Genomic DNA, 12682 nt, shown 5'->3' on the forward strand with positions numbered 1-12682 from the left:
GAACCGAACCGGTCCGGCCGGGGTCGAACCTCATAGCGAAAGGAGAAGCGAGTGACGGATGCCAACACACTCAACACCGACTTCGAGCTGATGCGCTCGGTCGCGGCCACCACCGATGCCCGCAATGAGGAAATCCGGTCCATGCTGCACGCCTTCATCGGGCGGGTAGGCAGTGTGCCCGCGTCGACCTGGGGAGGGTTTGCCGCCGCGCGGTTCAAAGACGTGGTGGAGCGCTGGAACGCCGAGTCGACCCGGCTTTACCGCGTGTTGCACGAGATCGCCGAAACCATCCGGTACAGCGAGGCCGCACTGCGGGAAGCGGGTCAGCACCATGCCGAGCGCATCGCTGCGACGGGGGGCAATCTGTGATGGCCGGGGAGTCGGTGCTGGCCTACAATTTCCCGGCGATCGAACACGCGGTCCGACAGGAGATCCACACCACCTCGACGCGTCTCAACGCCGCGCTGGAGGAGCTCAGGTCGCAGATCGCGCCGCTGCAGCAGCTGTGGACCCGGGAGGCGGCGGCCGCCTACCAGGTCGAACAACTCAAGTGGCACCAGGCCGCCACCGCGCTCAACCAGATCCTGGTCGAGTTGGGAAACGCGGTCCGGGACGGCGCCGATGAGGTGGCAACCGCGGACCGCCGGACAGCCGGCCGCTGGGGGCGCTTTTGACCTGCGGGGATACGCATCGGTAAGCTGCACCGTTGGCGTGCGGGTATGCAGGGTCCTCGGGTCAATGTCGGTCGCCGAGACCAAACCCACCGCACACGCCTGACCGGCCCCCGGTCGCACCGGGATCCCTAGCCGAGAAATCGGCTCGAAGAGAAAGAGTGGTAAGCGCTGTGCCCACATACGCGCCCAAGGCGGGTGACACCACGAGGTCGTGGTACGTCATCGACGCCACGGACGTGGTGCTTGGCCGCCTTGCCGTCGCAGCTGCCAATCTGCTGCGCGGCAAGCACAAGCCGACGTTCGCGCCCAACGTCGACGGCGGTGACTTCGTCATCGTCATCAACGCCGAGAAGGTCGCCCTCAGCGGCGACAAACTGCAGAGCAAGATGGCCTACCGCCACTCGGGGTATCCCGGCGGTCTACGCAAGCGGAGCATCGGTGAGCTGCTGCAGAAGCACCCCGACCGCGTGGTGGAGAAGGCGATCGTCGGCATGCTGCCCAAGAACAAGCTGAGCCGCCAGGTCCAGAGGAAGCTGCGCGTTTACGCCGGCCCGGAGCATCCGCACACCGCCCAGCAGCCCCTTCCGTACGAGATCAAGCAGGTGGCGCAATGACCGAGACTGTGGAGACCACCGAGGTCACCGAGACCGCGGCCGACATCGCGCCGGTCGCCGATTCGTTCGTGTTCGAACGTCCCATCCAGACCGTCGGCCGCCGCAAGGAGGCCGTGGTGCGGGTGCGCCTGGTGCCCGGGACCGGGAAGTTCGACCTCAACGGCCGCAGCCTGGAGGACTACTTCCCCAACAAGGTGCACCAGCAGCTCATCAAGGCGCCGCTGGTCACCGTGGAGCGGGTGGACAGCTACGACATCTACGCGCTGCTGCACGGCGGGGGCCCGTCGGGTCAGGCCGGCGCGCTGCGGTTGGGCATTGCCCGCGCGCTGATCCTGGCCACGCCCGAGGACCGGCCGGCGCTGAAGAAGGCCGGCTTCCTCACCCGTGACCCGCGTGCCACCGAGCGCAAGAAGTACGGACTGAAGAAGGCCCGCAAGGCGCCGCAGTACAGCAAGCGCTGATCGGAAATCACTTTTTGGGCTGCGAGCGGGTGCCGCTCGGCGTGTCGCTGATGGCGGACGCCCGCTCGCAGCCAACAGTGGTTCCGTGCACATTCGCTATCTGTGAGCCAACTGTGAGAGGTTTGACCGCATGGGTCGACTATTCGGCACTGACGGCGTCCGCGGGGTGGCCAATCGCGAGCTCACCGCCGAACTGGCGCTGGCACTGGGCGCCGCCGCGGCGCGGCACCTGACCAGTTCGTCGGGTTCGGGCCGGCGCGTCGCCGTGATCGGACGCGATCCGCGGGCCAGCGGCGAGATGCTCGAAGCCGCCGTCATCGCCGGGGTGACCAGCGAGGGCGTCGATGCGCTACGGGTCGGGGTACTCCCGACTCCCGCGGTGGCCTACCTGACCGGCGCTTACGACGCCGACTTCGGCGTGATGATCTCCGCCTCGCACAACCCGATGCCCGACAACGGCATCAAGATCTTCGGCCCCGGCGGCCACAAGCTCGACGACGACACCGAGGACCAGATCGAGGACCTGGTCGCCGCTGGACCCGGGCTGCGGCCGGTCGGCGCCGGGATCGGCCGGGTCATCGACGCCGAGGACGCCGCCGACCGCTACCTGCGCCACGTGGGCAAGGCCAGCACCAGCCGGCTCGACGGTCTGACCGTCGTGGTCGACTGCGCGCACGGCGCCGCCGCCGCGGCCGCGCCCAGCGCCTACCGGTCGGCCGGCGCGCGCGTCATCGCGATCAACGCCGACCCCGACGGCCTGAACATCAACGACCGCTGCGGGTCCACCCACTTGGAAGCGCTGCGGGCGGCCGTCACCGCACACGGCGCCGACCTCGGATTGGCGCACGACGGCGACGCCGACCGCTGCCTGGCCGTGGACGCCAGCGGTGAACTCGTCGACGGCGACACCATCATGGTGGTGCTGGCCCTGGCCATGAAGGACGCCGGCGAACTGGCCTCCGACACGTTGGTGGCGACGGTGATGAGCAACCTCGGACTGCATCTGGCGATGCGGGAGGCCGGCGTGACGGTGCGCACCACCGGCGTCGGTGACCGCTACGTGCTGGAAGAACTGCGGGCCGGCGACTACAGCCTGGGCGGCGAGCAGTCCGGCCACATCGTGATGCCCGCACTGGGCTCCACCGGCGACGGCATCGTCACCGGGCTGCGACTGATGACCCGCATGGTGCAGACCGGCTCGTCACTGGCCGCCCTGGCCTCGGCGATGCAGACGCTGCCGCAGGTGCTGGTCAACGTCGAGGTCGCCGACAAGGCCACGGCCGCGGTGGCGCCGTCGGTGCAGACCGCGGTGCGGCAAGCCGAGGCCGAACTCGGCGACACCGGCCGAATCCTGTTGCGCCCCTCGGGAACCGAGCCCATGATCCGCGTGATGGTGGAGGCGGCCGACGAGGAAATCGCCCAGCGGCTGGCCACCAGTGTGGCCGAGGCGGTCAGCTCCGCACGCTGAAATCCGGGCGGAACCGCGGCGCCGGTGACGGCGTCGAATCAGGTATGAGACTTGATAGTGCCGAGGTTCGTGGCGTCGCGGACCGATTCACCGACGCGGTCGAACTCCTCGACGACGCGGTGCGAAACCATTTGTCGCGGTTGGCATTCGACGGTATGCACGCCGGCCGGGACCATGCGGCGCGTGGTGACGCGTTGCGGGCCGGGCTGGACCGGCTGGCCACGCAGCTGTCGCAGTGGTCGCGGGCAGCTTCGGAGATCGCCGTCGCCCTGCGTCGCGGGGCCGAGCGGTACGCCGATGCCGACCGGTACGCCGCGGCGCAGATCGGGTGACCATGGCCGACCGGCTCGACGTCGCCGGGCGCCTCGCCGAAGGTCTGCCCGCGGTCCAACACACGCAAAGCTATGTGCGCGCCAGCCAATTGGTCGGTTACCAGCATCCGGACTTGACCGCGCACACCACCCAGGTCCGCGACTGGTACGACGGCGAGGACGGGCTCGACCTGCACGCGCTGGACGCCGACTGCGCACAGCTACGTGCCGCGGAGAACCTGCTCACCGAGGCGCTGCGGCTGCAACGCGCCCAGTTGGCGGCGCTGCCGACGGTATGGGCGGGCCCGGGTGCCGACGCGGCGGTCGACTTCGTGCAACGTCACTGCGACACTGCCACCGCGGTCGTCGCCGAAGTCCGCGCCGCGGCCCAGCGGTGCGAGTCGCTGCGGGACCACCTGTGGCAGCTGGTGGACGCCAAGGTCGCCACGGCCATCGGGATCGACGACCGCGCGCTGGCGCAGCGGCCCGCGTGGCTGGCCGCGGCCACGGCGCTCACGGCCGGCGAGCCGACGGCCCGGGAGGTGGTCGAACAACAGGTGGCGCCCTACGTGGCCGACGTGATCGGCACTGACTGGTTGGCGGCAATGCGGGCGACGCGCGCCGCTGTGGCCGCGTCCTACGACACGACCACCGACCGGTTGGCCGCCGCGGCGCCGACCCAGTTCGAGGTTCCCGAGGATCTCGGCCCGGCAGTCCCATCGCGGGGCGCGGTCCCGCCGAGCGCGCCGCTGGCCGCTGCCTCGATGGCCCCGTTCCGGGCCGCGACGGCCGGTGGGAACGCGCCGGCGGCGGCCGCGCCCTTGTTGTCGAATCCTCCTGTCGGGCAACCTGATTGGGGACCGGCGCCGGGAAATGCGGCCGGGCTCTCCAGCGGCACCACCGGTCTGGGGAGCGGCGGCGCCGGTCTGGGCGGCGGTCTCCCGGGCGGCGGCGCGTTCGGTGGCGGTGGCGGTCTGGGCACGCTCGGTGCCCTCGCCAGCCGGATCATTCAGGAGATGGGCGGCCTGCTGGGATCGGCAGGCGAGCAACTCGGCGACTCCCCGACGCACGCCGGCTCGGCTGATCTCGAGGACCGGTTCGACGAGGCGCACCGCAAGCACGATCGAGACGAGATGGCAGATCCGAAGATGCCGCGATCCGCCGACGGTGCCGCGCCGGCCGGCAACTCACCGGCGGCCGGCAACCCGCCGCTCGCTGATGCCGCGACGACCGCCCCGCCGGTCGCCGCGCCGTCGGGTGCGCCGCCGGTCGCAGCGCCGTCGGGTGGTGCGCCGTCGAGTGGTGCGCCGCCGGTCGCCGCGCCCCCGGCGAACCCGCCGGCGTCACCACCGCCAGGTTCGACTCCCTGCGAAATCGCCGCGAACGAACTTCCGCAGGCCGGCCAGTGACGGTCAGGATGGACGCAACTGCAACAGTTCCCCGACGAAACGCAATGCTTCGTCCGCGTCGGCGGTCACCGGGCGCACCAGCAAGGTGGTCACCCCGGCATCGGCGAAGACAGCCAGTCGCTCGGCGATGAAACCACGTGGGCCGATCAGCGAAATCCCGCGGACGAGTTCGTCGGGCACCGCGTCGATGGCCTCCCGCTTGCGGCCGGCCAGGTACAGCTCTTGGATCCGGTCCGCGACGTCGCCGAACCCGTATCGCGTGGCCAGGTTGTGGTAGAAGTTGCGGCCTTTGGCTCCCATGCCGCCGATGTAGAGGGCCAGCTGCGGTTTGGTCCACGCGAGTCGGTCGTCGACGTCGTCGCCGATCGCCAGTGAGGTACTGACCATCACGTCCAGCGGACCCAAGCCCGGATCACGCTTAGCGGCCCCCGCCGACAGCGCCTCACCCCAGACCGTCCCGGCTTTGTCCGGATAGAAGAACACCGGCTGCCAGCCGTCGGCGATCTCGGCGGTGAGTTCGACGTTCTTGGGACCCAGAGCTGCGATGGATATCGGAATACGTTCGCGCACAGGATGATTGATCAGATGTAGCGCCTTGCCCAACCCCGTCCCGCGGTCGGCCGGCAGCGGGATCTGGTAGTGCTTGCCGTCATGCTGCACTCGTTCGCGGCGCCACACCTGTCGGCAGATCTCCACAACCTCGCGGGTCCGGCCCAACGGTGCGTCGAACTCCACCCCGTGGAATCCCTCGATCACCTGGGGTCCGGAGGTGCCGATGCCGAGGTGGAACCGGCCGTCGGAAACGTAGTCCAGGCCCGCCGCCGTCATCGCCAGCAGCGTGGGGGTACGGATGAAAATGGGCAACACCCCCGACGCCAGTTCGACGGTGTTCGTCTTGGCGGCCAGATACCCAAGCTGGCTGATGGCGTCGAAGGAATACGCCTCGGCGACCATCGCGATGTCGATGCCGGCTTTCTCGAGTTCGACGACCCGGTCGACGCTGTCGTGAAATCCGCCCGTGTAGTCCAGCGCGACTCCGATTCGCATCCTCGATGCTTACCACTGCCCGGCTCAGCCCGACGACGTACCCGTCCAGTATTCGGCGAAGCGCTGCCCGTCTGCGGCGAGCCGCAGGATGTCATTACCGGTGAACTCGACCGGCCCGTCCGGGCCGCGCCCGGAGCCCACCCAGCGGCCCGCAACCAGATCCCCGTCCTGAAAGGGACCCAGCACCACGGAAAAGGTCAGATCCTGCAACATGTTTCGGGTTTCTTCGATGATCTGCTGCAACTCGGCCGGTCCGTGGACGTCGCGGTCGGGCCAGTGGCCGACGAAGTCGTCGGTGACGATCTCGCCGGCGATCGGCCGGCCGGCCCACAGCTCGGTGATCCACCGCCGGTAAAGCGCGTTGGGCACGGAGCTCATTTCAGCAGCGCCGCGATCTTCTCTTCGGCCGTCACCGGTTCGGCGTCGGGGTCCGGCGAATCGGTCTTGGGCAGCGCCACGTCGGGGTCGGCGAAGTCGCGGTAGGTCTTGTCCCCGGCCAGGGTGTAGAGCAGATAGCCGGTCAACAGCGCGCGCACCGTGCGCTGCGTCTTGCGGTCCGACCCGGCCAGGCCGACCGCCTTCGCCAGGCGCCGGCCCTCCACCACACCGCCGGGGTCGGCTTTGCTGACGATGCGCAATGTCGCCTTGTCCCACGTCCGGGACAACCCCAGCGCATTGGAGTTCAGCGTCGTGGAGTCGCCCGGCGCGGTCAGAATCAGACCCGGCACGTCGAGCGTCGCCGCCGGCTGCTCGGCGGGGGGCGCTGTCACCGAGGGGAAGAGCGCCGCCACCGCGGCGGGTTTGTCCGGCATTCCGGCCGCGGCGAACACCGCCGCCGACCCACCGAACCCGTGGCCGACCACGCCGAGCTTGGTGGGGTGCACGCTGATCTTGCCGGGCCCGAGCCGCACGCCCGCCACGATGTCGAGGGCGACGCCCAGATCGAACGCGAGGTTCAGCACCGACGGCGCCACCCCGCGCTGGGTGTCCGGCGCGCCGGCCACGATGCCCCACGACGCCAGATGCTCCAGCAGACCCGCGTAGTTGGCACTGCCGGTGATCCAGTCATGGCCGAAGGCGATGGCGGGCAGGTTCAGCCCGGACTCCGGGGTGTACACCACCCCCGGCAGTCCGGCAAAGGCCAGGTCACCCCGCAAAACGTGGTGCGGACCTCGGCGACGGAGGGCGGCGAAGAGCTTGCGGGTGCGGGCCACCCGTCGACGTTAGCGGTGCGCCGGCGGATGGGTCCAGTGGGTCCAGGCTGCGCCGTCCCAATAACGCTGTCCGGCCTGTCCGGACGGGTCGGGATACCAGCCCGGCGGTGTGGCTGCCGGAACGACGGGCTGAGAGTGGGCAATCTCACCTCGCGCCATGGCTCGCACCCGGCGCATCGCGCTCAGGTTGGAAAACAGCGCGATCCAGTTGAACAGCAGCAGCGAAGCGATGCTCCACCAACCCGCCAGCAGGTTCTGGGTCTGGGCGCGGCGATAGGCGGCCTCACACTGCTCGAGCGTCCCGGTGAACACGTAGCTGCGCTGCTGCCAGAAGATCAGCGCACCGATGTGCTCGACCAGCCGTAGCTGGAAAAGATCTCCCGATTGGTAAGCAGGATTCGGCGTCAGTTGCTGAGACGGGTGGGACAACACGAACCTTTCGCGCAGTACGGGGTTCAAACGATACCGTCGCCCCGGGCCATAAATCCCCGGCGAAATCGGCCCTGGTCAGCTGCGTGCGGGCGGCCGTGCGGCAACCCCTGCACTACCCTGTTCAGAATGTGCGGAATCGTCGGCTACGTCGGGCAGCGTCCTGCCTGCGATGTCGTGATGAACGCACTGCGCCGGATGGAGTACCGCGGCTACGACTCGTCGGGTGTCGCGCTCGTGGACGGGACGGGCAGGCTTACCGTTCGTCGCCGGGCTGGTCAGCTGGCCAATCTGGAAGCCGCGATCGCCGAGATGACGCCGGCCGACCTGGCCGGCACCGCTGGCCTGGGGCACACCCGATGGGCCACCCATGGCCGTCCCACCGACCGCAACGCGCACCCGCACCGCGACGCCGCGGGCCGCATCGCCGTCGTCCACAACGGCATCATCGAGAACTTCGCCTCGCTGCGCCACGAACTGGAGGCGCAAGGTGTCGAGTTCGCCAGCGACACCGACTCCGAGGTGGCGGTGCACCTGGTGGCGCACGCCTTCCACCACGGTGCGACGGCGGGTGATTTCGTCGCCTCGGTGCTGTCGGTGCTGCAACGCCTTGAGGGCCACTTCACCCTGGTGTTCGCCAACGCCGACGACCCCGGGACCATCGTCGCCGCGCGCCGCTCCACCCCGCTGGTAGTGGGCATCGGCGACGGCGAGATGTTCGTCGGGTCGGACGTGGCGGCGTTCATCGAACACACCCGCCAAGCCGTCGAACTGGGCCAGGACCAGGCCGTGGTCATCACCGCCGACGGTTACCAGATCACCGATTTTCACGGCAATAAGGACGTGGAGTACCGGGAATTCCATATCGACTGGGACCTGGCCGCCGCCGAAAAGGGTGGCTACGAGTACTTCATGCTCAAAGAGATCGCCGAGCAGCCCACCGCGGTCGCCGACACGCTGCTGGGGCATTTCGTGGACAACCGGATCGTGCTCGACGAACAGCGGCTTTCCGACCAGGAGCTGCGCGAGATCGACAAGGTGTTCGTGGTCGCCTGCGGCACCGCGTACCACTCCGGGCTGCTGGCCAAATACGCGATCGAGCACTGGACGAGGTTGCCGGTCGAGGTGGAGTTGGCCAGCGAATTCCGTTACCGGGACCCGGTTTTGGACCGCAGCACGCTGGTGGTCGCGATCTCGCAGTCCGGCGAGACCGCCGACACGCTCGAAGCCGTCCGGCACGCCAAGGAGCAGAAAGCCAAGGTGCTGGCGGTCTGCAACACCAACGGCTCGCAGATCCCGCGTGAATGCGACGCGGTGCTCTACACCCGCGCCGGCCCGGAGATCGGGGTCGCGTCGACCAAGACCTTCCTGGCGCAGGTGGCCGCCAACTACCTGGTCGGCCTGGCGCTGGCGCAGGCCCGCGGCACGAAATACCCCGACGAGGTCGAGCGCGAGTACCGCGAGCTGGAGGCGATGCCCGATCTGGTGGAGCGGGTGATTGCCGACACCGAGCCGGTGGCCCAGTTGGCCTACCGGTTCGCCCGATCCTCGACGGTGCTGTTCCTGGGCCGCCACGTCGGCTACCCGGTCGCGCTGGAAGGTGCGCTCAAACTCAAGGAACTGGCCTACATGCACGCCGAGGGGTTCGCCGCCGGCGAGCTCAAGCACGGCCCGATCGCGCTGATCGAAGACGACCTGCCGGTCATCGTGGTGATGCCGTCGCCGAAGGGCTCGGCCATGCTGCACGCCAAGCTATTGTCGAACATCCGCGAGATCCAGGCCCGCGGGGCGGTGACCATCGTGATCGCCGAGGAAGGCGACGAGACGGTGCGTCCCTACGCCGACCACCTGATCGAAATCCCCTCCGTCTCAACGCTTTTGCAGCCATTATTGTCGACGATCCCGCTGCAGGTGTTCGCCGCCTCGGTGGCGCAGGCGCGTGGCTATGACGTAGACAAGCCCCGAAACCTGGCAAAATCGGTGACCGTCGAATAGTCGTCGGGGAGGCGCCATGAGGCTGGCCATCGGTGGAGTCGTCGTCTTCGTTGCCGCCTACGTCGGGTTGATCGTGCTCTACGCCCTCACCGGGATGGGTCCACCGCACACGGTCTCCCAAGGTCAGCCGGCGCGCGGGGGGACCACGGTGACCATCGACATCGAGGCCGTGCAGCCCTACAAGAGCGCGCTGGTGGTCAACGTCACCGTTTCGCCCGACCCCGGCTTGCTGGATCCGGCGACGGGCAATCTCACCGAAGACCTCAGTGTCGCAGTCACATCCGCGACCACGCCCACCAAGCACACGTGGCCGAAAGGCACCCTGCCCGGTGTCTTCCCGGCGTCGCTGAACATCAACGGCGACGTGTCGGACTGGCCGTTCGACGGTTACCGCTCGGGGCCGGTCTCGGTCGAACTCTTCCACGGCGGCGCGCAGACACCGGAGCGGACGACGGCGACGTTCGTCGACCGGCTTCCGGGCTGGCAGGTATCGGTGGCTCAACCCGGCAACGGTCCGACCCCGGCGCCGTATCGCGTGGAGGTGCAGCGGTCACCGAGCACCATCGCGGTCGCGGTCGGACTGCTCGGTGTGTTGATCGCGATCGCCGGCGTGGGCTTGTTCGTCGCCGTCCAGACCATGCGGGACCGGCGCAGATTCCAGCCGCCGATGACCACCTGGTTCGCGGCGATGCTGTTCGCGGTGATACCGCTGCGCAACGCGCTGCCCGATGCGCCGCCGTTCGGCGCCTGGATCGACGCCACCGTGACCCTCTGGGTGATCGTCGTGTTGGTGGTCTCGATGGTGCTGTACATCTCGTGCTGGTGGCGTCACCTGGCGCCGGACTTCGAATTGCCTGCGGAGCGGTCGAACAGCTGAGGCGTGGAAAGATTGAACCGTGGCGGAACGATCGGTGACGGTGCGGCTGCGGGCATTGGTGCGCGCGGTCTGGCACTACGTGATCAGCGCACCGCTGACCTACGGCTGGCTGGTGGCGCTGTCTGTGACGACCATCGTGCAACACCTGGTCACCGGCCATCAGCTGCATTCGATACTGCTGCACCGCTACACCAACATCCACGCCCTGGCCACCGATCCGCTGGGCGTGCTGTTCTCCAGCCTGTTCTGGATCGACGGCAAGAGCCTGGAACCCTATCTGATCTTGTTCAGCATCTTCCTCGCGCCCGCCGAGCGTTGGCTGGGCCAATTCCGTTGGCTGACGGTGGGATTGACCTCACACATCGTGGCCACCTATTTCAGCGAAGGTCTGCTGTATCTGGCGATCCGATTGAACGAAGCCTCGCAGCGCTCGGTGCGCGCCCACGACATCGGGGTGAGCTACTTTCTGGTCGGTGTGATGGGCATCCTGACCTATCGCATCGCCCGACCCTGGCGGTGGGGCTATCTCGGCGTGCTGCTGCTCATCTTCGGTTTTCCGGTGCTGCTGATGGACCGCATCGAACTCAGCTTCACCGCCATCGGCCACTTCGCGGCGCTGCTGGTCGGCCTCGCGTTCTATCCGATGGCCCGGGAACGCAAACGCGCCCCGTGGAATCCGGCGCAACTCAGGGAGCGATTCCGCCGGCCCCGGTCGCCGGAGGCCTCGACCTGAATACGGCGACCGAAGGAGTGGGCGGGTAGATGCGGCACTACTACTCAGCGGACGCGATCCGCGACGCCGAAGCGCCGCTGCTGGCCAGCCTGCCCGACGGTGTGCTGATGCGACGGGCCGCCTACGGTCTGGCCGCCGCGATCCTCGGCGAACTGCGCACCCGCACCGGCGGGGTGGCCGGGCGCCGGGTGTGCGCGGTCGTCGGCTCCGGTGACAACGGCGGGGATGCCCTCTGGGCGGCGACCTTTCTGCGCCGTCGCGGCGCCGCCGCCGACGCGATACTGCTCAACCCCGAACGCACCCACCGCAAGGGGCTGGCGGCCTTCCGCAAGGCCGGTGGCCGCGTCGTCGCAACCGTCTCCGCGGAGACCGATCTCGTCATCGACGGGGTGGTGGGCATCTCCGGCTCGGGTCCGTTGCGGCCGAACGCGGCACACGTGTTCGACGCGGCCGAGGGCATCCCGGTGGTCGCCGTCGACATTCCCAGCGGCATCGACGGATCCACCGGGGCCATCACCGGACCGGCCGTGCAGGCCGCGCTGACCGTGACCTTCGGCGGCCTCAAACCCGTACATGCGCTGGCCGACTGCGGCCGCGTCGAGCTCGTCGACATCGGGCTCGACCTGCCCGAGACCGATGTCCTGGGATTGGAGGCCGACGACGTCCTGGCGCGCTGGCCGGTACCGGGTGCCCGCGACGACAAGTACACCCAGGGCGTCACCGGCGTGCTGGCCGGATCCTCGACCTATCCCGGCGCCGCGGTGCTGTGCACCGGCGCCGCGGTCGCCGCGACGTCGGGCATGGTCCGCTATGCCGGCAGCGCACATCGCGAGGTGCTCGCGCAGTGGCCGGAAGTCATCGCTTCACCCACCGCGGCGGCGGCCGGGCGGGTGCAGGCATGGGTGGTCGGGCCGGGTCTGGGTACCGACGAAAGTGGTGCCGCCGCACTGTGGTTCGCGCTGGAGACCGACCTGCCGGTGTTGGTGGACGCCGACGGCCTGACGATATTGGCCGCCCACCCCGACCTGCTGGCCGACCGCAAGGCCCCGACCGTGCTGACGCCGCACGCCGGCGAATTCGCCCGGCTGGCCGGGTCGCCGCCGGGTGAGGACCGGGTGGGCGCGGTGCGCAGATTGGCCGATGCGTTCGGCGCCACCGTGCTGCTCAAGGGCAACGTCACCGTCATCGCCGAACCCGGTGGACCGGTCTACCTCAATCCGGCCGGGGAGTCCTGGGCGGCCACCGCCGGATCGGGTGACGTGCTGTCGGGCATGATCGGCGCGCTGCTGGCGTCGGGGCTGCCGCCCGGCGAGGCCGCCGCGACGGCGGCGTTCGTGCACGTGCGGGCGGCGGCGTTGTCGGCGGCTGACCCCGGCCCGGGCGACACACCGACGTCGGCCTCAAGGATTCTGCGTCACATCCGGGCGGCCCTGGCCGCCCTCTAGCAACG

General features: G+C 69.1%; 15 protein-coding genes. 11 read left to right on the forward strand and 4 right to left on the reverse strand.

The window, feature by feature from the left end:
• Positions 1-51: 51 nt before the first annotated feature.
• The 7 genes from AC5Y47_RS02015 to AC5Y47_RS02045 all read left to right on the forward strand — a co-directional run bounded on the left by AC5Y47_RS02015 (position 52) and on the right by AC5Y47_RS02045 (position 4937).
• A complete protein-coding gene (locus tag AC5Y47_RS02015) occupies positions 52-369 on the forward strand; it encodes a WXG100 family type VII secretion target (protein ID WP_499941500.1) in 318 nt (105 codons plus the stop codon).
• On the forward strand, positions 369-674 hold the full coding sequence (locus tag AC5Y47_RS02020) for a WXG100 family type VII secretion target (RefSeq protein WP_499941502.1): 306 nt from the start codon (positions 369-371) through the stop codon (positions 672-674). The genes AC5Y47_RS02015 and AC5Y47_RS02020 overlap by 1 nt, the downstream gene beginning before the upstream one ends.
• Before the next feature lie 170 nt (positions 675-844).
• Positions 845-1288, forward strand: coding sequence for a 50S ribosomal protein L13 (gene rplM, locus AC5Y47_RS02025; protein ID WP_499941504.1), 444 nt, complete (start codon positions 845-847; stop codon positions 1286-1288).
• Complete coding sequence (gene rpsI, locus AC5Y47_RS02030; RefSeq protein WP_499941506.1) at positions 1285-1749, forward strand: 30S ribosomal protein S9; 465 nt, start codon at positions 1285-1287, stop codon at positions 1747-1749. The genes rplM and rpsI overlap by 4 nt, the downstream gene beginning before the upstream one ends.
• A gap of 130 nt (positions 1750-1879) precedes the next feature.
• Positions 1880-3217 carry a phosphoglucosamine mutase gene (glmM, locus tag AC5Y47_RS02035; protein WP_499941508.1) on the forward strand — a complete coding sequence of 446 codons (1338 nt, stop codon included), beginning with the start codon at positions 1880-1882 and terminating at the stop codon, positions 3215-3217.
• A 44-nt stretch (positions 3218-3261) separates the two neighbouring features.
• Positions 3262-3549, forward strand: a complete 288-nt coding sequence (locus AC5Y47_RS02040; protein ID WP_499941510.1) for a type VII secretion target — start codon at positions 3262-3264, stop codon at positions 3547-3549.
• Positions 3550-3551: 2 nt separating this feature from the next.
• Complete coding sequence (locus tag AC5Y47_RS02045; protein WP_499941876.1) at positions 3552-4937, forward strand: hypothetical protein; 1386 nt, start codon at positions 3552-3554, stop codon at positions 4935-4937.
• 3 nt (positions 4938-4940) lie between these two features.
• Here AC5Y47_RS02045 and AC5Y47_RS02050 read toward each other — a convergent pair whose 3' ends face one another.
• Genes AC5Y47_RS02050 through AC5Y47_RS02065 form a run of 4 tightly spaced genes read right to left on the reverse strand, consistent with a single transcriptional unit; the run spans position 4941 to position 7684 of the window.
• Positions 4941-5984, reverse strand: a complete 1044-nt coding sequence (locus tag AC5Y47_RS02050; RefSeq protein WP_499941512.1) for an LLM class F420-dependent oxidoreductase — start codon at positions 5982-5984, stop codon at positions 4941-4943.
• A gap of 24 nt (positions 5985-6008) precedes the next feature.
• Positions 6009-6362, reverse strand: coding sequence for a nuclear transport factor 2 family protein (locus tag AC5Y47_RS02055; RefSeq protein WP_499941514.1), 354 nt, complete (start codon positions 6360-6362; stop codon positions 6009-6011).
• The gene (locus AC5Y47_RS02060; protein WP_499941516.1) at positions 6359-7198 is read right to left on the reverse strand and encodes a dienelactone hydrolase family protein; all 840 of its coding nucleotides are present in this window, start codon (positions 7196-7198) and stop codon (positions 6359-6361) included. The genes AC5Y47_RS02055 and AC5Y47_RS02060 overlap by 4 nt, the downstream gene beginning before the upstream one ends.
• 9 nt (positions 7199-7207) lie before the next feature.
• Positions 7208-7684 (reverse strand): DUF2510 domain-containing protein, encoded by a 477-nt coding sequence (locus AC5Y47_RS02065; RefSeq protein ID WP_499941878.1) that lies wholly within the window; start codon positions 7682-7684, stop codon positions 7208-7210.
• Positions 7685-7756: 72 nt separating this feature from the next.
• Here AC5Y47_RS02065 and glmS point away from each other — a divergent pair, with 72 nt between their 5' ends.
• From glmS to AC5Y47_RS02085, 4 genes are read left to right on the forward strand one after another with little or no spacing between them, the layout of a single operon-like run.
• Complete coding sequence (gene glmS, locus AC5Y47_RS02070; RefSeq protein WP_499941518.1) at positions 7757-9622, forward strand: glutamine--fructose-6-phosphate transaminase (isomerizing); 1866 nt, start codon at positions 7757-7759, stop codon at positions 9620-9622.
• A 16-nt stretch (positions 9623-9638) separates the two neighbouring features.
• Positions 9639-10499, forward strand: a complete 861-nt coding sequence (locus tag AC5Y47_RS02075) for a DUF4436 domain-containing protein (RefSeq protein ID WP_499941520.1) — start codon at positions 9639-9641, stop codon at positions 10497-10499.
• A 19-nt stretch (positions 10500-10518) separates the two neighbouring features.
• Positions 10519-11232: a rhomboid-like protein gene (locus AC5Y47_RS02080; RefSeq protein ID WP_499941522.1), complete on the forward strand. Its 714-nt coding sequence runs from the start codon at positions 10519-10521 to the stop codon at positions 11230-11232.
• Positions 11233-11261: 29 nt separating this feature from the next.
• Positions 11262-12677 (forward strand): NAD(P)H-hydrate dehydratase, encoded by a 1416-nt coding sequence (locus AC5Y47_RS02085; protein WP_499941524.1) that lies wholly within the window; start codon positions 11262-11264, stop codon positions 12675-12677.
• The last annotated feature ends 5 nt before the right edge of the window (positions 12678-12682 follow it).

The sequence above is a fragment of the Mycobacterium sp. NGS22 genome, from assembly GCF_059813095.1.

Bases quoted from the DNA above. Each gene is read 5' to 3' on its own strand.
- AC5Y47_RS02020 (WP_499941502.1), top strand. From the start codon at position 369: ATGGCCGGGGAGTCGGTGCTGGCCTACAATTTCCCGGCGATCGAACAC.
- rpsI (WP_499941506.1), top strand. From the start codon at position 1,285: ATGACCGAGACTGTGGAGACCACCGAGGTCACCGAGACCGCGGCCGAC.
- glmM (WP_499941508.1), top strand. From the start codon at position 1,880: ATGGGTCGACTATTCGGCACTGACGGCGTCCGCGGGGTGGCCAATCGC.
- AC5Y47_RS02040 (WP_499941510.1), top strand. From the start codon at position 3,262: ATGAGACTTGATAGTGCCGAGGTTCGTGGCGTCGCGGACCGATTCACC.
- AC5Y47_RS02045 (WP_499941876.1), top strand. From the start codon at position 3,552: ATGGCCGACCGGCTCGACGTCGCCGGGCGCCTCGCCGAAGGTCTGCCC.
- AC5Y47_RS02050 (WP_499941512.1), bottom strand. From the start codon at position 5,984: ATGCGAATCGGAGTCGCGCTGGACTACACGGGCGGATTTCACGACAGC.
- AC5Y47_RS02055 (WP_499941514.1), bottom strand. From the start codon at position 6,362: ATGAGCTCCGTGCCCAACGCGCTTTACCGGCGGTGGATCACCGAGCTG.
- glmS (WP_499941518.1), top strand. From the start codon at position 7,757: ATGTGCGGAATCGTCGGCTACGTCGGGCAGCGTCCTGCCTGCGATGTC.
- AC5Y47_RS02075 (WP_499941520.1), top strand. From the start codon at position 9,639: ATGAGGCTGGCCATCGGTGGAGTCGTCGTCTTCGTTGCCGCCTACGTC.
- AC5Y47_RS02085 (WP_499941524.1), top strand. From the start codon at position 11,262: ATGCGGCACTACTACTCAGCGGACGCGATCCGCGACGCCGAAGCGCCG.